This is a genomic window from Pseudomonas sp. ESBL9, assembly GCF_036668715.1.
Lineage (GTDB): Bacteria > Pseudomonadota > Gammaproteobacteria > Pseudomonadales > Pseudomonadaceae > Aquipseudomonas > Aquipseudomonas lundensis.
In genome coordinates, this window is record NZ_JAZEVV010000005.1 from 136009 (window position 1) to 159148 (window position 23140).

A 23140-nucleotide genomic window follows, 5' to 3' on the forward strand; every position below is an offset into this window, starting at 1 on the left:
CAGTGATGTTGATCAGTTTTCGTCGTCTGCGTACGGGTCTGGGTGACCCAGTTCTGCAAGCAACGTTCGTTCCAGTGCTTCCATTTCTTCGGCTTCTTCATCGTCTATATGGTCGTAACCCAGAAGATGCAAGCAGCCGTGAATCACTAGATGGGCCCAGTGGGCCTCAAGTTCCTTGCCTTGTTCGGCGGCTTCGCGCTCAACCACAGCGACGCAGATCACCAGGTCGCCGAGTAGCGGGATGTCGAGGAATTCGTCGGGGACATCGGCCGGGAAAGACAGCACGTTGGTGGCGTAATCTTTGTCGCGCCACGTGTGGTTCAATTCGCGGGCTTCCGCTTCGTCCACCAGACGGATGGTCATTTCCGAGTCAGCAGTTCGCTGGCGCAAGGCCAGCTCGCACCATTGGCGGAACTGACTTTCGCTCGGTGTGACGGCCTGGGTCGCCAGTTGCAGATCAAGCTCAAGCATCGTGGCGGTAATCCTTGGCAGCTGGCAGGGCGGCCAATTTGTCGGCGGCTTCCTGCTCGTAGCGGCCATAAGCCTCCACGATGCGCTGCACCAATGGATGGCGCACGACGTCTTTGGACTGGAAATGCGTAAAGCTGATGCCCGGTACGTCCTTGAGCACTTCGATGACATGGTTGAGCCCGGATTTGGTGCCTTTAGGCAGGTCGATCTGGGTAATGTCACCGGTAATCACGGCGGTGGAGCCGAAGCCGATGCGGGTCAGGAACATCTTCATTTGCTCGACGGTGGTGTTCTGGCTCTCGTCGAGGATGATGAAGCTGTTGTTGAGCGTCCGGCCGCGCATATAGGCCAGCGGCGCGACTTCGATGATCTGGCGCTCAATGAGCTTGGCCACGTATTCAAAGCCGAGCATCTCGTACAGGGCGTCATACAAAGGACGCAGGTACGGATCGATTTTCTGCGACAGGTCGCCGGGCAGGAAGCCGAGCTTTTCGCCCGCTTCGACCGCCGGACGTACCAGCAAGATGCGACGGATCTGTTCGCGCTCCAGGGCATCCACGGCACACGCCACGGCCAGATAGGTTTTACCCGTACCTGCCGGCCCGATACCGAAGTTGATGTCGTTGCCCAGAATCTCTTTGACGTAGCGCTGCTGATTGATGCCGCGAGGGCGAATCATGCCCTTTTTGGTGCGCAACGACACGCTGGGGTCGGCCACGGGGTTGCTGGCCAGGTCTTCGACGGCAGATTCTTGCAGGAACAGGTGCACCATGTCCGGCGACAGCTCGGTGGCTTTGGTTTCGCGGTACAGGCGGCGCAGCAGGTGTTCTGCCGAGGAGGTGGTTTTAGGGTCGCCGATCAATTCGAATTGATTGCCGCGATTGCGGATTTCGATGGCCATGCGCTGTTCGATCAAACGTAAATGCTCGTCGAATAGCCCGCACAGATTGGCGAAGCGGCGAGCCTCAAAAGGCTCGAGGAGAAAACGATGTGGTTCGATGGGTGCGTTCAAAGTCGTTTTTAGCCGCCCTGAGGCAATTGAGATGGTTTGAAGGATAACGCTAGCAGGTCATGGACGAAAGGGCTTACTGATACCACGTAAAATCTGTAGTCGCTGACGCCCACTGCGATGGTCCGCAAGGCAGGTGTCTGCCCTTTAAACATCGAGGATCTTGACGATCAGGGGTCAGCGACTGCGCGTCGGCTCAGTTCAGCAGCGAGCCCCGCAGCGAGTGGGGTTGAGCGGCATCGATATGCACGTCCGCAAACTGGCCGATCAACTGCGGGTTATCGCAGCGGAAGTTGACGATGCGGTTGTTCTCGGTGCGCCCTTGCAGTTCGCCGGGGTCTTTTTTCGAGTAATCGGTCACCAGAATCCGCTGGACGGATCCCACCATTTGTCGGCTGATCTCGAAACCTTGCTGGTTGAGGCGATGTTGCAAGGCGTTCAGGCGTTCTTTCTTGCGCTCTTCGGGCGTGTCGTCGGCAAGGTCGGCGGCGGGCGTGCCCGGGCGCTGGCTGTACACGAACGAGTAAGAAAAATCGAAACCCACGTCTTCGATCAGCTTCATGGTCTGCTCGAAGTCTTTTTCGGTCTCGCCGGGGAAGCCGACGATGAAGTCGGAGCTGATGCAGATACCCGGCACGGCGGCGCGCAGCTTGCGCAACTTGGACTTGTATTCCAGCGCCGTGTGGTTGCGTTTCATCGCCGACAGAATACGATCCGAACCCGACTGCACCGGCAAATGCAGGTGTTTGACCAGTTCCGGGACCTCAGCGTGGGCCTGAATCAGGCTGTCGGAAAACTCCAGTGGGTGCGACGTGGTGTAGCGGATACGCTCGATCCCGTCGACCGCCGCCACCACGCGGATCAGTTCCGCCAAGTCGGCAAGGCGACCGTCGTCGGTCAGGCCGCGATAACCGTTCACGTTCTGCCCGAGCAGGGTCACTTCACGCACGCCGTTTTCAGCCAGGTGAATCACTTCGCCTACCACGTCATCGAACGGACGGCTGACTTCTTCGCCGCGGGTATAAGGTACGACGCAGAACGTGCAGTACTTGCTGCACCCTTCCATTACCGAGACATAGGCGCTTGGGCCGTCGATGCGCGGTTCCGGCAAATGGTCAAACTTTTCAATCTCGGGGAACGAAACGTCAACCTGTGGCAGCTTGGTCATGCGCGCCGCGTCGATCATCTCAGGCAGGCGGTGCAGGGTCTGTGGACCGAACACCACGTCCACGTAAGGCGCGCGATCCCGGATCGCCGCGCCTTCCTGGCTTGCCACGCAACCGCCAACCGCAATCACCATCTCCGGGTTGGCCAGTTTCAGCTCGCGCCAGCGACCCAGTTGCGAATAAACGCGATCTTGGGCGCGTTCGCGGATGGAACAGGTGTTAAGCAGGATCACATCAGCGTCTTCGGCGCGCGCCGTGACTTCCAGGGCCTGATGTTCACCCAGCAGATCGACCATGCGTGAGCTGTCGTACTCATTCATCTGGCAACCGTGGGTTTCGATGTAAAGCTTCTTGGCCATGGGTGTTCATCAAGTGGTTCAAAGAACCGCGCATTATAGGGGGCATAGCCGTTGCTTCCTAGCGCTGTGCGTCAGGAGGCTATGCTATAGTTCGCGCCCTCTTTTATACCTTCAGATGTTTACCCGCCCTCCATGACCAAACGTGAAGCTCCAATCTACAAGGTGATTTTCCTCAACCAGGGACAGGTGTTCGAAATGTACGCCAAGCAGATCTATCAAAGTGATCTGTGGGGCTTCCTGGAAGTAGAAGAATTCGTCTTCGGTGAGCGCACGCAAATGGTCGTTGACCCGAGCGAAGAAAAACTCAAGGCCCAGTTCGAAGGCGTTGTGCGCAGCTTTGTGCCAATGCATTCGATTGTGCGCATCGACGAAGTGGAACGCCTGGGCACGCCCAAAATCAGCGAGGCGCGGGGCGTCAGCAATGTCATGCCGTTTCCGTTTCCGATGCCGGAGAAGTAAGGCTCGCGTCTGGATAAGTCATGCAGATGGCAGCCCTGGGCTGCCGGAACTCAAGGCAATGGCGAAAACGGCGAACGGGCGTCCGTCGATTGCAGTTCCATCAGGTATTTGCGGAAGATTTGCCCCAGCACCTGGGTCGCGGTTTCGAGCTGGTCGCGGGGCATTTGTTCGGCCACTTCATCCGCGGTGTCCAGTGCGTCTTCCGCACCATTGACGGCCGCCATTTTCAGCACGATATACGCCTGAATGTTGTTGGCGGGTACACCTTCACCTTTGTAGAACATGGTGCCGAGCTTGAACTGGGCCATGGCGTGGCCTTGGAGCGACGCTTGTTCGAAGTAGCTCAGGGCTTGGTTGAGGTCGCGCTTGGGATTATTGACGTCGTAGTAGAACTCGCCCAACTCGTATTCGGCTTCTGCATCCCCGCCTTTTGCCGCTTGCACGCACGCAGCGAGCGCCTCTTCCAGATTCTCTGGCTGAGTATTGAGGGTGCAGCGACCCATCGCCGGGATCAACAACGAGTTACCGCCTGCCTGAGCAAGCAACGGCTGTAGGAGCAACAGGCAGCCCATTGCAAGGGCGCGGCCGGTGCGGTTCATGGGAATCGACGTACCTCTGAAAGACGGGCGGGCCCGACCAAGGAATGTATAGGCGCGCATTATGAAATAAGCCGAGGCAACCTTACAAAGTCTTTACTCGTTTTTCTGCTGCGCGAACGTGATATCGGTTGATTTAAGACGATTTTGGACGAGTGGGTTAAAAGATCAGTGCATTACGGGCATAAAAAAACGACAAGGGCCACAACCCTTGTCGTTTTGGCGGATCACTTCAGGGCGGCGAATGCGCGTTCTGCGGCGTCCAGGGTCAGCTTCAACTCGGCATCGCCATGGGCAATGGACGTGAAGCCCGCTTCGAAGGCACTGGGCGCCAGGTACACGCCGCCTTCAAGCATCAAGTGGAAGAAGCGCTTGAACAGGTCGGCATCACTGGCCATGACGTCGTCGAAGGTGACGATGTCGTCTGCGCCACTGAAGTACAGGCCGAACATGCCGCCTGCCTGGGTGGTAACGAATGGGATACCCGCCGCATCCGCCCGTTCCTGCAAGCCGTCGAGCAGGCGCGTGGTGTAGTCGGTCAACTCGGCGTGGAAGCCCGGACGGCTGATCAGGCGCAGCGTGGTCAGGCCAGCAGCCATGGCCAGCGGGTTGCCGGACAGGGTGCCTGCCTGATAGACCGGGCCCAGCGGTGCGATGCATTCCATGATTTCGCGCTTGCCGCCGAAGCAGCCAACCGGCATGCCGCCGCCGATGATTTTGCCAAACGTGCTCAAGTCCGGTGTCACGCCATAGTGCGCCTGGGCACCGCCGAGGGCGACGCGGAAGCCCGTCATCACTTCATCAAAAATCAGCACCACGCCGTGCTGGTCGCACAGGCTGCGCAGGCCTTGCAGAAAGCCCGGCGCTGGCGGCACGCAGTTCATGTTGCCGGCCACAGGCTCGACGATGATGCAGGCGACGGTGTCACCGACGTCGGCCAGCAGTTTTTCCACGGCGTTGATGTCGTTGAACGTGGTGGTCAGGGTGTGTTTGGCGAAGTCCGCCGGTACGCCGCCCGAGCTGGGTACGCCTTGTGTCAGTGCGCCGGAGCCTGCTTTAACCAGCAGGCTGTCGGAATGACCGTGGTAGCAGCCTTCAAACTTGAGAATGTTGTCGCGGCCGGTGTAGCCACGCGCCAGGCGGATGGCACTCATGGTGGCTTCGGTGCCGGAGCTGACCATGCGCACCATGTCCATCGACGGCACGATGGAGCACACCAGGTCGGCCATTTCAGTTTCCATGGCGGTCGGCGCCCCGTACGACAGGCCGTGTTCCAGTTGCGCACGCACGGCGTCCAGAACGTCCGGGTGGCTGTGGCCCAGAATCATCGGCCCCCACGAGCCCACGTAATCCACGTAGCGCTTGTCGTCTTCGTCCGTCACGTAGGCGCCTTCGGCGTGTTTGAAAAACAGCGGGGTGCCACCGACGCTCTTGAAGGCCCGCACTGGCGAATTCACGCCGCCGGGAATGTGTTTTTGAGCGTTGGCAAACAGGGTTTCGGAACGAGACATGGTGGGCTCTCTCTGAATCAGGATTCGGTAGTTAAAGTGACAACAAATCGTTGAAGGCACGGGCGCGGCGGGTAACGGCCTGCGCCGTCTCGGCGCCAAACAGCCCGTGCACCACGGCCAGCAGGTCGGCGCCATGCTCGACCAGTGGCGCGGCGTTCTCCAGGGTGATGCCGCCGATCACGCAAATCGGCACAGTGAGCTGCGCACGGGCGTGATCCAGGAGTTCCAGCGTAGCGGTCGGCGCCCCGGGCTTGGTGCTTGAATTGAAAAAACGGCCAAACGCGACGTAACTCGCGCCTTCCTGGGCGGCCTGTTGAGCCAGTTCGATCTGACTGTGGCAGGTCGAGCCGATGATCGCGTTGCGGCCCAGCAGGGCGCGGGCCGGGTTCAGCGGGCCATCGGTCTGACCCAAGTGGACGCCAACGCCCAGCCGCGCCGCCAGCTCGGCGTCATCGTTGATAATCAGCTGCGCGCCGTAACGTGCGCACAGCTCGCGCAATGCCTCGGCTTCGCGCAGGCGGCGGGCGTCATCTGCACTCTTGTCGCGGTATTGCAGCAATGTCAGACCGCCATCAAGGGCGGCCTCCACGTACGTCAGGCATTTGCCTGCCAGCAGTTGGCTGTCAGTGATTGCGTAAAGTCCACGCAGTTTCATGGTGCGAGCCCCTTGTGTTACGAGCAGAAGTCCAGCGGCAAGCGGCGCGGCACAAATTGCCCCTGACCCAATTGCTCGGCGTCACGCAAGGTGCGCCACGTGTAGTTGAGCGCGGTTTCAACCGCGCTGACCAACTGCTCGCCAATGGCCAGGCGCCCGGCGAGGGTACTGGCCAGCGTGCAGCCCGAACCGTGGTAGCTGCCAGGCAGGCGATAGCACGTGAAGGTGTGACGGCTGCCGTCGCGGCTGTACAGGCGGTTGTGCACTTCGTGTTCATCGCCGTGCCCGCCGGTAATCAGCAGGTGCTTGCAGTACGGCAGGAGTTTTTCGGCACACGCGTCGGCGCTGCCCTCCGGCAGTTCGGCCAGAATGCGGGCTTCGGGCAAGTTAGGGGTCGCAATAGTGGCCAGGGGCAGCAGGCGCTCGCGCATGGCGAACCCCACTTCGTCCTTGCCCAGCCGCCCGCCGCCGCCTGCGCGCAGCACCGGGTCGCAGACCATCGGCACGTGCGGGTGGGCCTTGAGCAGCTCGACGACGGTGTCGACCATCTCTAAAGAGCCGAGCATGCCAAGCTTGAACGCGGCCACGTTGGAGTCGCTGAGCACGGCAGCGGCTTGCGCCAGCACCCACTCACGATCCAGCACGCGGAAATCGCTGACGTTGACGGTGTTCTGCACAGTCAGGGCGGTGACCACCGGAGCGGCGTGACAACCTTGAGCCAGCAGGGCTTCGATATCTGCCTGCAAGCCGGCGCCACCACTGGGGTCATGGCCGGAGAGACAGAGGACAACAGGGCGAGAGCTGTAGATATTCATGGTGCGCGAGCTTACCACCAAACCGTTTTTGCGGGCGGCTCAGGGTGTGGCGATTTTTCTCACGTCAGTTTCGGAAAAAACTACCGTATCAGATTGTATTTTTGCAGGCTCAGTATCGCTGTAAGGCTTGATCTAGACGCTTTGCATTGAATGTTTACGTGATGTGTATTTGCCATTAGCTGCTGTGCTAGAGTGACCCTCAAACGAATAACAGGTAATGCTGGTTTACGTCGTCTCAAAGGGAAAGGAGGCCCAAAGACGCAATCGGGCAGGCCATTTTGGGGCTGTATGCGCTATTTTTTTATTTTCCTGATGGGCTGGCTGCCAGCGCTGGCCAGCGCAATCACCTTTGACGAAACCACTCAACGCCTGCCCTTGGGCCGTGAGATGCACGTCTATGAAGATGTGGCCGGGCAAGCGACCATCGCCGATATCGTGGCCCATCCTGAACGTTTGCAACCCCATAAAAAAGACACCCTGAACGCGGGTTACTCGCATTCGGTGTTCTGGCTTAAAGTCGATTTCAACTATCAGCCGCGTGACCCGCAAGTCAGTACGTCCTGGTTGCTGGAGCTGGCGTACCCGCCGCTGGACCATATCGACCTGTATCAGCAAAACGCCGACGGCGCATTCGAACTGACGCAGAGCACCGGCGACGCCCTGCCCTTTGACAGCCGCCCGGTCAAAGAAAACAACTACCTGTTCGAGCTGAATTTCTCTCCGGGCCACACCCAGACCGTGTACTTGCGTCTGGCCAGCGAAGGCTCCATTCAGGCGCCGTTGACGCTGTGGTCTGCCAAGGCCTACCTCGAAGACCAGCCCGTGCGCATCTACATCCTCGGCCTGATCTACGGCGTACTGCTCGGCATGCTGGTGTACAACCTGTTTATCTACATCAGTGTGCGTGACACCAGTTACCTCTATTACATCTTCTACATTGCCTCGTTTGGCCTGTATCAACTGTCGGTCAATGGCGCCGCAGTGCAGTATTTCTGGCCTGACAACCCGTGGTGGGCGAACGCGGCGACGCCGTTTCTGATCGGTTCGGCAGCCTTTTTCGGCTGTCAGTTCGCCCGCACCTTCCTGCATACCGCCAGCCACAGCCGCTGGCTCGACCGTGCGCTGATGCTGCTGATGGCGGTCGGCGCGCTGGTCATGGTGCTGGCGCTGACCACCAGCTACGCGATTTCGTTGCGACTGGCCACCGGGCTGGCGCTGGCCTTTATCTTCACCATCTTTGTGGCCGGGATCGTGGCGTGGTGCCGCGGCCTGCGGGTGGCGCGTTATTTCGTCATCGCCTGGACCGCCTTTTTGGTCGGTGGCCTGGTCAACACGTTGATGGTGTTGGGTTATCTGCCGAATGTATTTCTCACCATGTATGCCAGCCAGATCGGTTCGGCGATTGAAGTCGGGCTGCTGTCGCTGGCGCTGGCGGACCGTATCAATGCCATGCGCGACTTGCAGGCCCGGACCCTGCAAGAGTCCGGGCAAAAACTGGCGGCCATGAACCAGCAACTGGAGCGCACCAACCAGCTCAAGGATGAGTTCCTGGCCACTGTGACCCATGAGCTGCGCACGCCCATGAACGGTGTGATTGGCTCTCTGGAGTTGATCAAGACGCTGGACATGACGCCCGAACTTGAGCAGTACACCCAGACCGCTGAAGGCTCGGCCAAAGAAATGATGGGCATGGTGAATGGCATTTTGACGTTGACCGAGCTGCAAGCCGGTCGCCTGTCGGCCCGTAGTGACCGTTTCAGTGCGGGCGAGCTGTTGCAGGGTTTGCACGACCGGTTCGGGCCAAAAGCCCGGGTCAAAGGGCTTTCCTTCACCCATGAAGTGGCCCGCACCCTTCCTGACACATGGCTGGGCGATGCCCAGAAGATCCGGCAGTGCCTGGAGTGCTTGCTGGATAACGCCATCAAGTTCACCCATCAGGGCGGGGTCATCCTGCGCGTCACGGGTAAAACCGCCGGGCCGGGTCGCTGGAACCTGGCCTTTAACGTGATCGACAGCGGCATCGGCTTTGTCCATCAGGAAGAAGCCGAGTTGTACCAGCACTTCTTCCAGGTCGACGGGTCCATGACCCGGGAATATGGCGGCTTGGGCATCGGGCTGGCGATTTGCCGGCGTTTGGTTGAACTGCTCGGCGGTCGCCTGACCCATCATTCGCAGCCGGGGCAGGGGTCGCAATTTCAGCTGTCCATCGAAATGGAGTCGCCGCTCGAAACAGCGCAAGTCGTACAAATGCCGATGCGTTTTCCCGAGCAATACGTCGTTTTGCTGGTAGAAGACAACACCGCCAACTCGGCGGTGTTACGCGCGATGCTGCTCAAATCGGGTTACCGGGTGTTGACGGCGCAAAGCGGTCAAGACGCGGTCGACACGTTGCGCCGGGAGCGCGTGGATGCGGTGTTGCTGGCGTGCCCGTTCAGTCACGTGTCCGGCTCATCCATGGGCAGCCAGCTGCTGACGCTGGCCGCATGCGCCCGGTTGCCGGTGCTGGCGTTGTTTGAGTCCCAGGCCGCTGCGCAAACGGCACGCACGCAGGTGGAGGGCATCACCGATTTCCTGATCAAACCGCTGCGTTTCGAAGACCTGCAACAGGCATTGGCACAACGGCTGTTAACCGGCGATGAGGACAAAAGCGTCGAGTTTTAGGCGCTTATGCCACTTGTGAAGGTGGCAATGCGTGCTTCACTGGCTCCATTGGCATGATTCCCAGGAGCCCGCGCAATGAATTTGCATCAGTACGCAGAAACCCACGAAGTCACCAACCAGCCGCCCTCCCTGGACGGCGTTAACCTGTACCGCATCGACCTGCCGCTGCAAGCGTGGGGGCAGCGCTTTGGCGCCGGTTGGGCGCAGTCGCGCATCGATGAATACGGCGCCCTGGCCGGTGGGCCGTTGATGGCCGCGGGCTTTCTGGCCAACGAAAACAAACCCGTGTTTGTCAGCCATGACCGTTTTGGTCATCGGATCGATCTGGTGGAATTTCACCCCGCGTATCACGAGCTGATGCGCACGGCGATTGAACACGGCTTGCCGTCGTTGCCCTGGACGGACCCGCGCCCTGGTGCCCACGTGGCCCGGGCGTGCATGACGTACCTGCATACCCAGGCTGAAGCCGGCAGTGGTTGTCCGCTGACCATGACCTTTGCCAGCGTCCCCGCGCTGCGTTTGCAGCCGGATGTGGCGCAGATCTGGCTGCCCAAAGTACTCGCGACCCACTACGACCCGCGCAACGTCGACATCAGCCAGAAGGCCGGTGTGACGCTGGGCATGGCCATGACCGAGAAACAGGGCGGCACCGATGTCCGCGCCAATACGACCCGTGCTTACCCGGTGGGGGCGCCGGGGCCGGGCCAGGCCTATGAGCTGCTGGGCCATAAATGGTTTTGCTCGGCACCCATGTGCGATGGCTTCCTGACGCTGGCGCAAACCGACAAGGGCCTGAGTTGCTTTTTGCTGCCGCGCCACCGCCCGGACGGCACCCGCAACGCGTTTTACATCCAGCGTCTGAAAAACAAGCTCGGCAACAGCTCCAATGCCTCCAGCGAAGTTGAATTTCGCGGGGCGCTGGCATGGATGCTGGGCGAAGAAGGGCGCGGCGTCCCGACCATCATCGAGATGGTGGCCATGACCCGGTTTGACTGCATGGTGGGTTCCAGCGCCTTGATGCGTCAGGCATTGACCCAGGCCAGCCATCATTGTGCGCACCGCACCGTGGGCGGCCGGGTGCTGGCAGAGCAGCCGTTGATGCAAAACGTGCTGGCGGACCTGGCGCTGGAAAGCGAAGCGGCGCTGGCTTTGAGTTTGCGTATGGGGCAGGCACTGGATCATCCGCACGACCCGCAGCAGGCGAAGTTCTCACGCCTGGTGACTGCCGTGGGCAAGTACTGGATCTGCAAACGGGCGCCCGCGATGATTAATGAAGCCGCCGAGTGCATGGGCGGCGCGGGGTATGTCGAAGACAGCATCTTGCCGCGCCTGTACCGCGAAGCCCCGGTCAACTCAACGTGGGAGGGCTCGGGCAACGTGCAGTGCCTGGACGTGTTGCGCGCCTTGTCCAAAGAGCCGGGTGTGCTGGACGCGTTGTTCATGGAACTGGGGGACGGGCATGGCGACCGGCGACTGGCGCAGCACATCGCGCAGCTCAAAACCGCGTTCAAGGACACCGACGACATTCAATACCGCGCCCGGCAACTGACCGAAGACATCGCGTTGGGGTTACAGGCGACATTACTGCTCCAAGCCGGTAACAGCGACGTGAGTGACGCCTTTATCGCCAGCCGCCTGCATGGCAGCGCGCGAACCTATGGCGCTTTGCCGCGCGGCTTGAACGTCGCGGCCATCGTGGCGCGCTCAACGCCGTCCGTGGGCTGATTGGTCGGCCACCGCGACCTGTAACGGGCTGTGTTTTGCTCAGCGATGCAGGCAAGATAACGGCCTGCCCGTTCAGAAGACAGGATGCTCATCGTGACTGAAGCTTTTATTGTCGTCCCCACCGCTGAAGAGGCTGTCGACCGCCTCGCAGCCTTGCATGAGCGCGCAACCACGGCGTTAAGCCAGGCACTCAAGCGTTATCTCAAAGACCGCATCGAGCCGTCTGCGCAAGAGCGCGCCCTGTTCCGCTACCCGGAATTGCGGTTGACCTACCGCTTTCATGGCGAAGTGCCCGTTATCACCCGCGCCTATGCCAAGGTGCAACTGCCCGGCACGTACAGCGTCACCGTCACCCATCCCGCCGCGTTCCGTAATTATTTGTTGGAACAGCTGGTGCCGCTGATGCGCGACTTCACCGTTGACGTCGAGGTCGGCGTCAGCCAGCAAAACATTCCTTACCCGTACGTGGTGGAGCAGGGCGACGAACTCGCGGGCTCCGGCGTGACGGCCGCTGCGCTGGCGCGGGTATTCCCGAGCACCGACCTGTCGGCTGCCACGGATGGCATCGCGGATGGCCTGTACGACTGGGAAAACACCGACCCGCTGCCGCTGGCGCTGTTTGATGCCGCCCGCGTCGATTTCTCGCTGCGGCGGCTAGTGCATTACACCGGCAGCGACTGGCGCCATGTGCAGCCGTGGATCCTGCTGACCAACTACCACCGTTATGTCGACCAGTTCATCCTCCACGGCCTCGAACAACTGCGCGATAACCCGCGCTTTGTGCGCATGGTGCTGCCGGGTAATGTGCTGATCGAAAAATCCATGGACTACGGCGAAGCGCAAGCCATTGCGGCAGGTGTGGTGTGGCACCGCTACCAAATGCCGGCGTATCACCTGCAAGCCAGCGATGGCCATGGCGTGACGCTGGTGAACATCGGGGTTGGCCCGTCGAATGCGAAAAACATCACCGACCATTTGGCGGTGCTGCGTCCGCACTGCTGGTTGATGATCGGCCACTGCGGCGGCCTGCGTCAGTCGCAAACCATTGGCGACTACGTGCTGGCCCACGCCTACATGCGCCGCGACGGCATTCTTGATCGTGTGGTGCCGCCGAACATTCCGATCCCGGCCCTGGCCGAGGTGCAGCTGGCGCTTCAAGAAGCGGCGGCGCAGGTCACGGGCGAGCATGGCGATGAGCTGAAAAAGCGTCTGCGCACCGGCACTGTGCTGACCTACGACGACCGTAACTGGGAGTTGCGCTGGGCGCAGGAACGTCCACTGATTAACCTGTCTCGCGCCGTGGCCGTGGACATGGAAAGCGGCACCATCGCCGCGCAAGGTTATCGCTTGCGTGTACCGTATGGCACGCTGCTGTGCGTCTCGGACAAACCGCTGCACAGTGAAATCAAATTGCCCGGTTCGGCCAACGCGTTTTATGAGCGCGCGGTCAGCCAGCATTTGAAGATCGGCATTGCCGCCGTGGACTTGATGCGCAATCAGTTGCACTCGTTGCATTCGCGCAAATTGCGCAGCTTCGACGAACCGCCGTTCCGTTGATTGGTGATGGTCATTTAGCCAGGCTGCGTTGCAGAGCTTGAGAAGGGAGCCCCCATTCCCTTCGCGCTGCGCCTTGCCTGGCTAAATGTGATTCAGCGACGCGGCTTGCAATGAAACGGGAACAGCCCCTAGCATTGCCCGCCCTGATCGCTAGATGTCCGGTGTGCCATGTCCCGTCCTGCTCGTCCCGCCCCACGCCGTCCGGCGTCTAAAAGCCCTCAACCCCACACCGCCAGTCGTCGCGTGGCCAAGGCACCACCTGCTGAGCCCAAGCTGTACCTGTTCAACAAACCGTTTGATGTACTGACTCAATTCAGCGACGAAGGCGGGCGGGCGACGCTCAAGGATTTTATCCCCATCCCCGGCATTTACCCGGCCGGAAGGTTGGACCGGGACAGTGAAGGGTTGCTGCTGCTGACCAATGATGGCCAGTTGCAAGCGCGGATCGCGGACCCGAAACACAAACTGCCCAAGACCTATTGGGTGCAAGTAGAAGGCGAGCCCACCCCGGAGCAATTGCAACAGCTGCGCGAGGGTGTGGTGCTCAACGACGGCAAAACGCTGCCCGCCGAGGCGCGGGCGCTGGAAGAGCCGCAGCTATGGCCGCGTAACCCGCCGGTGCGCTTTCGCAAAAGCGTGCCCACGGCCTGGCTGGAACTGGTGATTCGCGAAGGGCGTAACCGTCAGGTCAGGCGCATGACCGCCGCTGTCGGTTTACCGACGTTGCGGCTGGTGCGTGTGCGCATTGGCGACTGGAGCATCGAGGGCCTGGAGCAGGGGCAGTACAGGGAAGTGCCGGCGCGGCTATAGCGCGCCAGACTCAATCAAGCCGATCACCACGCTTTTGATGATGAACGCGGCCACACCCAGCCCCAGCACGAAAAACAGGATAAACGAGCCGAAACGCCCGGCCTTGGACTTCTTCGCCAGATCCCAGACGATAAAAGCCATGAACATGATCAGGATGCTGACCAGAATCGTCATCATCCACTCTTCAAATACGGCAGGATCCATCAGTGTTCTCCAGCGTCATCGGGGGTGAAAAGCCGGGCGAGTATACGCCAATGCCCGCGGCGGGTAGTGACCCGTAGCCGGTGGCGGCTTACGTGCGCAAGTGCGTGAGCGGCAACTCGGTGCTGTTGAGCACCTGATTGAGCACAAAGCTCGAACGCACGCTGGTCACGCCCTCGATCCGGGTCAGATGGCCCAGTAACAGCTGTTGATAGTGGTCCATGTCCGGCACCACGATTTTCAACTGATAGTCTGCGTCAACCCCGGTCACCAGGCTGCATTCCAGCACTTGGGGCAGGCTGCGGATGGCGGATTCGAAATTCTCGAAACGTTCTGGCGTATGACGGTCCATGCCGATCAGTACGTAGGCGGTCAGGCTCAACCCCAGCTTTTTACGGTCCAGCAAGGCGACCTGGCGCGAGATGTAGCCATCGTCTTCCAGTTGCTTGACCCGTCTTGAGCACGGCGAAGGCGAGAGCCCAATGCGTTCGGCCAGTTCCTGATTGGAGATGCGTGCATCACGTTGTAATTCCGCCAAAATACTCAAGTCGTATCGGTCGAGTTTGCTCACGAAGTTACCCTTTGTCATAACTATTGCGTGAAAGTATCCACCTTAAGTCAAAAATTGCGCAAGTAATGTTTTATTGAGCAATCTTCGCAATCGTGTGCCGTCTGCACAGGCCTATGCTTTACACCAGAATCACTGCCCGGACATAGAGTCCACTGCGGCCCGCCGAATCAGGCCAGCCGCGGCCGCCAACCCTACAGGGTTGCCCCGGCCCCCGGGCTACGCACTGTCCAGAAGACGGAGCGAGGTGAGCCAACACCACACGTGTTGAGCCAGGACGAAAAAATTCAAAGGGCGGCCGACGGGTCGCCCTTTTTTATGGCCAAAAATAAGTGCCGGACCTGCTAACCTGCCGCCGAACCGGTTCCCGGATTTCCAGTCTTATCGTTACGCCCCTACCTGCAGTGAGGAACATCATGAAATCGCGTCTCTGGCGTTTGGCTGTCGTCAGTTTGCTCAGTGTCGGTGTCAGCGGTCATGTGGTGGCTGATGAGCGGGGTGAAGGCCATCCTCAGCCAGGTCGGCCCGACGGCGGCGAGCATCGCCCTCAAGGTCAAGGCGCGAACGCCCCCTCGCGCCCCGATTACAACCCGCAGCCCGGCGGCCATGGTCAGCCGCAAGGTGGCCAATGGCAAAGTCGTCCTCAGGGCGACGGGGCGCAACATCGCCCGTCAGCGCCCGGCAATCAGTTAAGCATTCAGCCGCGACCTGACTCCGTGCAGCAGACTCAGCCACCGCGCCAGGGTCACTATCAGGATATTCCCCGGCGTCCCGGCGACTATTCCCAGTGGCAAGGTCGCCCACGGCCCGGCTACGGCCCAAACCCCGGTTTCAATAACGGGCGTCCCGATGACAGCCATTGGCAGGGGCGGCCGGACGGGCATGGCAATGGTTGGGGGTCGGGCCCTCGCTATCGTCCCGGCTACAGGGTTGAGCGCTTTCCCGACCGCTATTGGCAAGTACCCTACCGTGGGCAGGACTATTTCTACTCCGGCGGTTACTGGTATCGCCCCCACGGCCCGCGTTATGTCGTGGTGCAGCCGCCCTACGGGATCCGCGTAGGCTATCTGCCCGATTACGCGCGTGAAGTGTGGATCGGCAGCTCGCTGTTATTTCTCGCCGCCGGTGCGTATTACGCTTATCAACCCGCGACGCAGGACTACATCGTGGTGCAACCGCCAGCGCCCATCCCCGTGGCCGCGCCGCAACCGCTGAGCAGCGGCTACGACGTGGTGGCCTATCCGGCCAATGGCCAGACACTTGCGCAAGTGGATCAGGATCGCTACGACTGTTACCGCTGGGCCGTCGACCAGAGCGGCTTTAACCCCGCCAGCGTGACCTACGCGCCTTCACCGGCGGTGGTGCAAACCTATCGTCAGGCGCAGGGCACCTGCCTGAGCAGCCGCGGTTATCAGGTCACTTACTGATCCCGGTGTTTGACTACTTCCTGCGGGTCGGCGTGCACCAGCACTTCGGCCTGTGGATAACGGCGCTCAATCGCTTCGGCGGCGCGGTCGCTGAGGTCGTGAGCCACCGAGAGCGTCAGCTCGCCGGGCAATTCAAGGTGCAATTGCACGTACCAGATATTCCCCGAAATGCGCGTGCGCAGGTCATGTGCCCCCAACACGCCCGGTACGCTGCAGGCCAGTTCCAGCATGTTCTGGCTTACGTCAGCCGGTAACTCTTCATCCATCAACACGGAAAAACTCTGGCGTGCGATCTGGATCGCGCTCCACAGGATGTATCCCGCAATCCCCAAGCCAAACCACGCGTCTAGCTGCGGCCAACCGAAGCTGGCCAGCACCAGCGCCACCAGAATGCTGCCATTGAGCAACAGGTCGGAGCGGTAATGCAGCGAGTCGGCGCGCACCGCGTTCGACCCGGTGGCCTTGACCACCCGATGCTGTAACACCAGCAGCGCCACGGTCATCACCAGCGAGAACACAATCACGCCAATGCCGATCCATGGCGCGCCAATGGGCACGGGGTGTTTCAGGCGCTCGATGGCCTGAAACGCAATCAGCACGGCGCTTACGGCAATAAACAGCGCCTGCGCCATCCCGGCGAGGGACTCGGCCTTGCCATGGCCGTAGCGGTGGTCATCGTCGGCAGGGCGCAAGGCGTAATGCACGGCCAACAGATTGAGAAACGACGTCACGCCGTCCAGCAACGAGTCGGTCAACCCGGCCAGCATGCTGACCGAACCGCTGAGCCACCAGGCGATGGCCTTGGTCACGATCAAAAGGCTCGCCACTGCCACCGAGGCTCGGGTAGCAAGGCGTAACAGGCGCGCGTGTTCCGGGCTGCTGGTCATGAACGTTCCTTGTATCAGGCGGCGGGGGCAAGGCCGTAAAGGGCCAATTGCTGCACGCTGCCCGTGTGCTGGATCAGACGTGGATCGTCGAGTGGAAAGCTGCCGCCCAATTCACGTTCAAGGATCGTTTGCAGCTTGCTGTTATCCACCTTGCCGTCCGCACCGATGGCGTCTTGCAGTTTTTGTGGGGCGATGTGCGCGGTCTTGCCTGGCGGGAAGTAAATCGCGCCCGTGGCAAAGTCGACGCCAAAGGCGATCAGGCCCGGGATCACATAAAACAGCAAGCCCACGGCATCGAGCACCGCAATCATGGGGTCGATCTTGCCGTCGATCTGCCCGCGACGGTCCGGGAAGAAAATACTGCCGCAGGCAGTCAGTTGAGTGAACAGGGCGGCAATCACAACGCCACCTATCACGCGCGAAGACATACGCATCTCAAAACCTCATAAACGTTTGAAGGGCCGATCCCGGCATCAAGACGGTGCTTAATGCCGAACTGTTCGCCGTTATACTCGCCGCACTGTTCTGGAGCCACCATGATTTCTCTGCCGATTGATGAAGTTTTACCCGCGCTGCGCCACGCCTTGACTGAACGTCACGAAGCCGTGCTTGAAGCACCGCCCGGCGCCGGTAAAACCACCCGTGTACCTTTGGCCTTGCTCAACGAACCGTGGCTGGCGGGGCAGAAGATTGTGATGCTCGAACCCCGACGCCTCGCTGCCCGTGCCGCGGCCGAACGGCTGGCCAGCGAACTGGGTGAAAAGGTCGGCGAGACCGTCGGTTACCGCATCCGCCTCGACAGTAAAGTGGGCCCCACGACGCGCATTGAAGTGGTCACCGAAGGCATCCTCACCCGGCGTTTGCAGCAGGATCCGGCGCTGGAGGACGTCGGCCTGCTGATCTTCGACGAGTTCCATGAGCGTAGTCTGGATGCCGATCTGGCGTTGGCCCTGAGCCTCAACGGCCGCGAGCTGTTTCGCGATGAACAGCCGCTGAAAATCTTGCTGATGTCGGCCACGCTTGAGGGCGAGCGGCTTGCCAGCGTCCTCGACGACGCCCCGATCTTACGCAGCGAAGGGCGCATGTACCCGGTCGCCATGCGCTGGGGCCGTCCGTTCGTGCCCGGTGAGTTCATCGAGCCGAGGGTGGTACAGACCGTACTGGACGCCCTCAATGATGAAACGGGCAGTCTGCTGGTGTTCCTGCCCGGTCAGGCAGAGATCCGGCGGGTTCATCAACAATTAGCACAAGCGCTGGAGTCACAGAGCGACATTCTGCTGTGCCCGCTGCACGGCGAACTGGAGCTGGCAGCGCAACGGGCGGCTATCGAGCCGGCGCCTTCGGGCCTGCGCAAAGTGGTGCTGGCCACCAATATTGCGGAAACCAGCCTCACCATCGACGGCGTGCGGGTGGTGATCGATGCGGGGCTGGCGCGTGTCCCGCGTTTCGATCCCGGCAGTGGCATGACGCGCCTCGACACCCAGCGTATTTCCCGCGCCAGCGCCACGCAGCGGGCTGGTCGCGCCGGACGACTGGAGCCCGGCGTGTGTTATCGCCTGTGGTCAGAAGATCAGCACGCGCAGTTGGCGGCGTATGGCACTGCCGAGATGATGCAGGCCGATCTGGCGGGGCTGGCGCTGCAAGTGGCGCGCTGGGGCGTCAGTGCGCAGGAGCTGGTTTGGCTGGATGCCCCGCCCGCGGCAAGTTATGCACAGGCGCTACAGTTGCTGGAGCGTTTGGGCGCCATGAACCCTGCGTCGCCTCAAGGAGGCACCCTCACGGCGCATGGCGAGGCAATGGCCGAGTTACCGGCGCACCCGCGTATCGCGCACTTGTTATTGCGCGGTCAGGAATGGGGCCTGGCAGACATGGCCTGTTACGTCGCCGCGCTGTTGGGTGAGCGGGATATTCTTCGCGGCGCGGGGGCCGATGTGCACAGCCGCCTGGCCTTGTTGGACGGTGAGGCCCGCGCAGCGCGGGGCGGGCAGGGCGGCGTACAGCGTGCCAGACAACTGGCGCGCCAGTACCGTGCGCAGTTACGCGGCAAACCGGCCCGCCCGGTGGCAGATCCCGAGCACCCGCGCTGGCTCGGCGCCTTGCTGGCCTTGGCCTATCCCGACCGCATCGCCCAGCAGCGCAAACCCGGCGGCGCCGAATACCGTCTGGCCAATGGCCGGGCCGCGTTGTTCAGCGAGGTCGATGCCCTGATGAAGCAGCCGTGGCTGGTCATCGCCGACCTCGGCAGCCGCCAAGGGCAGCGCGAAGAGCGTATCTACCTGGCGGCAGAGTTTGATCCCGCGTTGCTGGACGATGTGTTGAGTGAGCAGGTCAGCGTGATCGACCAACTGGATTGGGACGAGCGCGAAGGCGTGTTGCGCGCCGAGCGCCAACGCAAAGTGGGTGAGCTGGTGTTGAGCCGCGAACCGTTAACGGGGCTCGACGAAACCGCGCGCACACAGGCATTGGTCAATCTGGTGAGACGCAAGGGCCTGGAACTGTTGCCGTGGACGCCGGAGCTGCGTCAATGGCAAGCCCGGGTAGGCCTGTTGCGTCAGTTGGACCTTGAGGCCCAGGGCCAGAGTGATTGGCCGGATGTCAGTGATGCGGCGCTCTTGGCCAGCCTGGAAGACTGGCTGGCGCCGTACCTGACACGTGTCTCGCGGCTCAGCCATTTCGCCAGCCTCGATGTGTCCAGCATTGTGCATAACCGGCTGCCGTGGCCATTACCGCAACGGTTAGAGGAGCAGGCGCCCCATCACATCAAAGTGCCGTCTGGCTCATCGGTGCGGCTGGATTACAGCGAACACCCGCCGATATTGGCTGTGCGTCTGCAAGAGCTGTTCGGGCTGGCGGATACCCCGCGTATTGCGGGCGGGCGGCAGGTGGTGAAATTGCACCTGCTGTCGCCGGCGCGGCGGCCGGTGCAGGTGACGCAGGACTTGGCCAACTTTTGGCGCAGCACCTATGCCGAGGTCAAAAAAGACCTGAAAGGGCGTTACCCCAAACACTACTGGCCCGACGATCCACTCGTGGCTGAAGCCACGGCGCGCATCAAACCCAGAAAAACCTGACCGCTGACGGGCGGGGCCGGTTCAGTCCAGCGGCAGTAAAAAGCGGCCGACAACGGGCAAGTGGTCAGAAAGGGTGAGCGTGTCTTCCTGACGCACGTAGCCTTCGATGCGTTTGAGTTTCGGGCTGTAAAACAGGTAATCGAGGGTGCGATCGGGTTCTTCGACACGCGGATTGTTCGGGAAATGCGTGAGCCACAGTTCGCGGTCGATGCCGGTGGCTTCAGGGTTGCTGGGAATCATTGGGTACTTTTCCCACAGCAGGTGCAGCTCGCTATCAGGCGAGTAACCTGCGCGCAACTCGGCGGGCAGGCGCAGAAACTGGCCGATAGGCAGCAAGTTGAAGTCCCCGCCGATCAGCCAGGGGGTGCCGTAACCCTCAAACTTGTCCACCACCGCAGCGGTCGCCTGCATTTGTCGACGCAGGTTGCTGTTGTTCAGCGTCGGGCGGTCGAGTTGGGTATTGATGACCACCAGTTGCCCGCCGTCGTTGAGGGGCAGGTAAGTGACCAGCAGGGCGGGTTTGGGTTGAAACTGACGGCTGACGATGTTGGCCTCGGCCACCGGTAATTGCACGCGCTCGGCGTGTTCGATCTGGAAGCGGCTCAGCGTCACCAGAGTGCGACCGACACTGCCAAAAATGTGCCGGTCGGGGACGAGGTCGGCTTTCCAGGTGAATGCTTGCGCGCTGCAGGGGTACAGGTCGATCAGGCGCTCCTGCAACAGTTTGAGCTGATCCTGATACGCACTGGCCTTGGCGTTTTGATCGACCTCTTGCAGCAACACCAGATCGGGCTTTTCGTCGCGGATGACGCGCACCACCTGATCCAGGCTGTAGGCCATGTCTTCGCGGTTGGGGCGGGTATCCGGCCCGCTGCCGTCGCTCAGGTTGTACCAGAACACGTAACGCTTGCCCGCCAGGTATTGCACGTTCCAGGTCATGACCTTGAGTGCCTGACCGGGCACCAGCACCGGGGCCGAGGCAGGGCAACTGACGGGCAGCACCTCCCTGGCCTGCGGGCGCCACGTCAGGCTGTAGATCAGGCACGCCAACAGCGCTGCTGTCAGCAACACACCCACTACGGTAGTACGCAAAAGACGTGACATGGACTCGGCTTATAAAAGGTTGCGCAGAAGGCCGAGCATACGCGCCCGATGCTCGGCATCCCACTGGCAGGCTTGTAGGTAAATCTTCTATTACTTGCCGGAAGATTCTCGAATTAGCATAAATAAACGGAACAGGACCACGGATAGAAACAGCTGCAAGAAGCTGTTGATACTTTCGAGCACCAGTGACAGCACCGGGTTTTCGGCTGGCGGGTATACCGAAAAGCCCAGCTCCTTGAGCAGCATCAAGGGCCCCAGCACCGCCAGAATGCACACGAAGATGCGCCAGAAGTGGCCGCGGCTCAGCTCAAAGCTGGACTTCAAGGCGGCCAGGGGCGGTTCGTCGCGCAGCACCAACTGGTATTCGGCAAACGCAAACACGACGGTCAGGTAGATGCCGGGCACCAAAAACATCGACAGCCCCAGCACGATGAGCAAGGTGCTGATGGCCGCCAACAACGCAAACTTTGGCCACAGTTGCAGCGCACGGGCCAGCAGGTCACGGTTGCGCGGGCTCTCGCCCCGGCTGCGTGCGTCGAGAAACAGGATCAGGGCCGCCGTGTAGATCGGGTACACCAACAAGCCGACAACCAACCCATAGCCTGGCGAAGCATCAGGCCCCGTGGCGTGGTCGACCAGTTGTTGCAGCACGGCCTCAAGAATCACCAGCGGCAAGCACAGCGTCACAATCTGGCCCAGATTGCGCTGGAAGAAGTACAGGGCGTCACGAATAACAGTCAGAGGATTCATGTTCGGTATCAGCATTCAAAAGCGGTGCGCCACTTTAACCGATCAAGCCTGGCATCAAGCAAATGCAAGTGCCTAAGTTCGTGTAAGGCGAATGCCCCATCGGGCGCGGCGGGCGCATTATCCACGCAAACCTTGCGCGGGCTGGCATACTGCCCCACTTGTATTCAGTCGTGCGCCCATTTGCCTGGACGCCTTGAGGTGTCTTCGGTGAAAAAAATTGCAGTCTTTGCAGATGTGCAGAACCTCTACTACACAGTTCGCCAGGCGTATGGCTGCCATTTCAATTACGCCGCGCTGTGGGCCGATATCAGCCAGCGGGGTGAGATTGTTGAAGCCTATGCGTACGCCATCGACCGTGGTGACAGCAAACAGCAGCAGTTTCAGCAAATCCTGCGCAACCTCGGTTTCACGGTGAAGCTCAAGCCCTATATCCAGCGCAGTGACGGCTCGGCCAAAGGCGACTGGGATGTCGGCATCACCATCGACATCATGGACGCCGCCGCCAATGTGGACGAAGTGGTGCTGGCCTCGGGCGATGGCGACTTCGACCTGTTGCTTGAACGCATTGCCAACAAGCACGGGGTCGAAACCGTGGCATACGGCGTGCCGGGCCTGACCGCCAACTCCTTGATCCGCGCGGCCACCCGCTACGTGCCGATCGAAGGCAATTTGCTGCTTAAGTAACGCTCACTTTTTACAGGATTGACCCCGTTTGGAACGTATCGCCGTCATCGACTTTGAAACCACCGGCATTTCACCGAGCAGCACCTGCCGGGCCACTGAAATTGCCGTGGTCATTCTGGAGCAGGGGCGCATTGTCGAGCGTTACCAGAGTCTGATGAACGCCGGTGTGCGCGTGCCGGGGTTTATCGAGCAGTTGACGGGTATCAGCAACGCCATGTTGCGCTCCGCGCCTTCGGCCGAGCAGGTGATGAACGAGGTCAACGAGTTTGTCGGCATCACCCCGTTGCTGGCGCATAACGCCGCGTTCGACCAAAAGTTCTGGGATTTCGAGATGGGCCGCATCAAGCGTACCCGCTTGCAGAACTTTGCCTGTTCGCTGCTGTTGGCGCGGCGTTTGATGCCCGCCGCCCCCAACCACAAACTCGGCACGCTGACCACGTTCGCTGACCTGCCTCACACCGGCAAGGCGCACCGGGCGATGGCCGACGCCGAAATGGCCGCCAACCTGACCGCGCACCTGGCCCGGCAACTGCGCGAACAGCATGGTCTGCGTGAGCTGAACCATGACCTGCTGTGCAGCTTGCAAAAAGTGCCGGCCGCCAAGATCAACGATCACCTCAAGCGTTACCGGGGTTTCTGACGCTCACCTAGCGC

22 protein-coding genes are annotated in these 23140 nt (G+C 60.9%); 9 read left to right on the forward strand and 13 right to left on the reverse strand.

The window, feature by feature from the left end; genetic code table 11:
* Nucleotides 1–12 precede the first annotated feature (12 nt).
* From ybeY to miaB, 3 genes are all read right to left on the reverse strand, one after another.
* Nucleotides 13–471, reverse strand: a complete 459-nt coding sequence (gene ybeY / locus V6F78_RS15530) for an rRNA maturation RNase YbeY (RefSeq protein WP_047295689.1) — start codon at nt 469–471, stop codon at nt 13–15.
* A complete protein-coding gene (locus V6F78_RS15535) occupies nt 464–1483 on the reverse strand; it encodes a PhoH family protein (RefSeq protein WP_047281359.1) in 1020 nt (339 codons plus the stop codon). Before V6F78_RS15535 ends, ybeY begins: the two co-directional genes overlap by 8 nt.
* Nucleotides 1484–1676: 193 nt before the next feature.
* Nucleotides 1677–3005 (reverse strand): tRNA (N6-isopentenyl adenosine(37)-C2)-methylthiotransferase MiaB, encoded by a 1329-nt coding sequence (gene miaB / locus V6F78_RS15540; RefSeq protein ID WP_047273517.1) that lies wholly within the window; start codon nt 3003–3005, stop codon nt 1677–1679.
* A 132-nt stretch (nt 3006–3137) separates the two neighbouring features.
* On the opposite strand from miaB, the gene V6F78_RS15545 reads away from it, so the two are divergent.
* Nucleotides 3138–3464: a DUF1820 family protein gene (locus tag V6F78_RS15545; protein ID WP_019411970.1), complete on the forward strand. Its 327-nt coding sequence runs from the start codon at nt 3138–3140 to the stop codon at nt 3462–3464.
* Between the two features lie 50 nt (nt 3465–3514).
* On the opposite strand, the gene V6F78_RS15550 is transcribed toward V6F78_RS15545, so the two are convergent.
* The 4 genes from V6F78_RS15550 to V6F78_RS15565 form a co-directional block, all read right to left on the reverse strand.
* Nucleotides 3515–4063 (reverse strand): tetratricopeptide repeat protein, encoded by a 549-nt coding sequence (locus tag V6F78_RS15550; RefSeq protein WP_047273518.1) that lies wholly within the window; start codon nt 4061–4063, stop codon nt 3515–3517.
* Nucleotides 4064–4287: 224 nt separating this feature from the next.
* Entirely contained in the window at nt 4288–5571 is a 1284-nt protein-coding gene (gene hemL / locus V6F78_RS15555; RefSeq protein ID WP_047295687.1) for a glutamate-1-semialdehyde 2,1-aminomutase, read from the reverse strand.
* 31 nt (nt 5572–5602) lie between these two features.
* A complete protein-coding gene (thiE, locus tag V6F78_RS15560; protein ID WP_047273520.1) occupies nt 5603–6226 on the reverse strand; it encodes a thiamine phosphate synthase in 624 nt (207 codons plus the stop codon).
* 17 nt (nt 6227–6243) lie between these two features.
* Complete coding sequence (locus V6F78_RS15565; protein WP_047295685.1) at nt 6244–7041, reverse strand: hydroxymethylpyrimidine/phosphomethylpyrimidine kinase; 798 nt, start codon at nt 7039–7041, stop codon at nt 6244–6246.
* 288 nt (nt 7042–7329) lie between these two features.
* On the opposite strand from V6F78_RS15565, the gene V6F78_RS15570 reads away from it, so the two are divergent.
* The 4 genes from V6F78_RS15570 (at nt 7330) to V6F78_RS15585 (ending at nt 13794) form a co-directional block, all read left to right on the forward strand.
* A complete protein-coding gene (locus V6F78_RS15570; RefSeq protein ID WP_047295683.1) occupies nt 7330–9702 on the forward strand; it encodes a hybrid sensor histidine kinase/response regulator in 2373 nt (790 codons plus the stop codon).
* A 75-nt stretch (nt 9703–9777) separates the two neighbouring features.
* A complete protein-coding gene (locus V6F78_RS15575) occupies nt 9778–11427 on the forward strand; it encodes an acyl-CoA dehydrogenase family protein (RefSeq protein ID WP_047273523.1) in 1650 nt (549 codons plus the stop codon).
* Nucleotides 11428–11511: 84 nt separating this feature from the next.
* Nucleotides 11512–12984, forward strand: a complete 1473-nt coding sequence (gene amn / locus V6F78_RS15580) for an AMP nucleosidase (RefSeq protein WP_162199724.1) — start codon at nt 11512–11514, stop codon at nt 12982–12984.
* Nucleotides 12985–13227: 243 nt separating this feature from the next.
* Entirely contained in the window at nt 13228–13794 is a 567-nt protein-coding gene (locus V6F78_RS15585) for a pseudouridine synthase (RefSeq protein ID WP_162199726.1), read from the forward strand.
* On the opposite strand, the gene V6F78_RS15590 is transcribed toward V6F78_RS15585, so the two are convergent.
* Nucleotides 13789–13998 carry a DUF2788 domain-containing protein gene (locus tag V6F78_RS15590; protein WP_047273525.1) on the reverse strand — a complete coding sequence of 70 codons (210 nt, stop codon included), beginning with the start codon at nt 13996–13998 and terminating at the stop codon, nt 13789–13791. The genes V6F78_RS15585 and V6F78_RS15590 overlap by 6 nt on opposite strands.
* Nucleotides 13999–14086: 88 nt before the next feature.
* Nucleotides 14087–14566 (reverse strand): Lrp/AsnC family transcriptional regulator, encoded by a 480-nt coding sequence (locus V6F78_RS15595; protein ID WP_047274261.1) that lies wholly within the window; start codon nt 14564–14566, stop codon nt 14087–14089.
* Nucleotides 14567–14979: 413 nt separating this feature from the next.
* Here V6F78_RS15595 and V6F78_RS15600 point away from each other — a divergent pair, with 413 nt between their 5' ends.
* Nucleotides 14980–15990, forward strand: coding sequence for a DUF6515 family protein (locus V6F78_RS15600; protein WP_047295680.1), 1011 nt, complete (start codon nt 14980–14982; stop codon nt 15988–15990).
* Here V6F78_RS15600 and V6F78_RS15605 read toward each other — a convergent pair.
* On the reverse strand, nt 15984–16877 hold the full coding sequence (locus V6F78_RS15605) for a cation diffusion facilitator family transporter (RefSeq protein WP_047295678.1): 894 nt from the start codon (nt 16875–16877) through the stop codon (nt 15984–15986). The genes V6F78_RS15600 and V6F78_RS15605 overlap by 7 nt on opposite strands.
* 14 nt (nt 16878–16891) lie before the next feature.
* Entirely contained in the window at nt 16892–17311 is a 420-nt protein-coding gene (locus V6F78_RS15610) for a hypothetical protein (RefSeq protein WP_047295677.1), read from the reverse strand.
* Between the two features lie 102 nt (nt 17312–17413).
* Here V6F78_RS15610 and hrpB point away from each other — a divergent pair, with 102 nt between their 5' ends.
* Nucleotides 17414–19948, forward strand: a complete 2535-nt coding sequence (gene hrpB / locus V6F78_RS15615) for an ATP-dependent helicase HrpB (protein ID WP_047295675.1) — start codon at nt 17414–17416, stop codon at nt 19946–19948.
* A 21-nt stretch (nt 19949–19969) separates the two neighbouring features.
* On the opposite strand, the gene V6F78_RS15620 is transcribed toward hrpB, so the two are convergent.
* Both V6F78_RS15620 and V6F78_RS15625 read right to left on the reverse strand, forming a co-directional pair.
* Complete coding sequence (locus V6F78_RS15620) at nt 19970–21052, reverse strand: endonuclease/exonuclease/phosphatase family protein (protein WP_047295673.1); 1083 nt, start codon at nt 21050–21052, stop codon at nt 19970–19972.
* Between the two features lie 90 nt (nt 21053–21142).
* A complete protein-coding gene (locus V6F78_RS15625) occupies nt 21143–21802 on the reverse strand; it encodes a YciC family protein (RefSeq protein WP_047295803.1) in 660 nt (219 codons plus the stop codon).
* A 207-nt stretch (nt 21803–22009) separates the two neighbouring features.
* Between V6F78_RS15625 and V6F78_RS15630 the strand changes: the two genes are divergently transcribed.
* Both V6F78_RS15630 and V6F78_RS15635 read left to right on the forward strand, forming a co-directional pair.
* On the forward strand, nt 22010–22486 hold the full coding sequence (locus V6F78_RS15630; protein ID WP_047273532.1) for an NYN domain-containing protein: 477 nt from the start codon (nt 22010–22012) through the stop codon (nt 22484–22486).
* A 28-nt stretch (nt 22487–22514) separates the two neighbouring features.
* Nucleotides 22515–23126 (forward strand): 3'-5' exonuclease, encoded by a 612-nt coding sequence (locus tag V6F78_RS15635; protein ID WP_169858880.1) that lies wholly within the window; start codon nt 22515–22517, stop codon nt 23124–23126.
* Nucleotides 23127–23140: the final 14 nt, after the last annotated feature.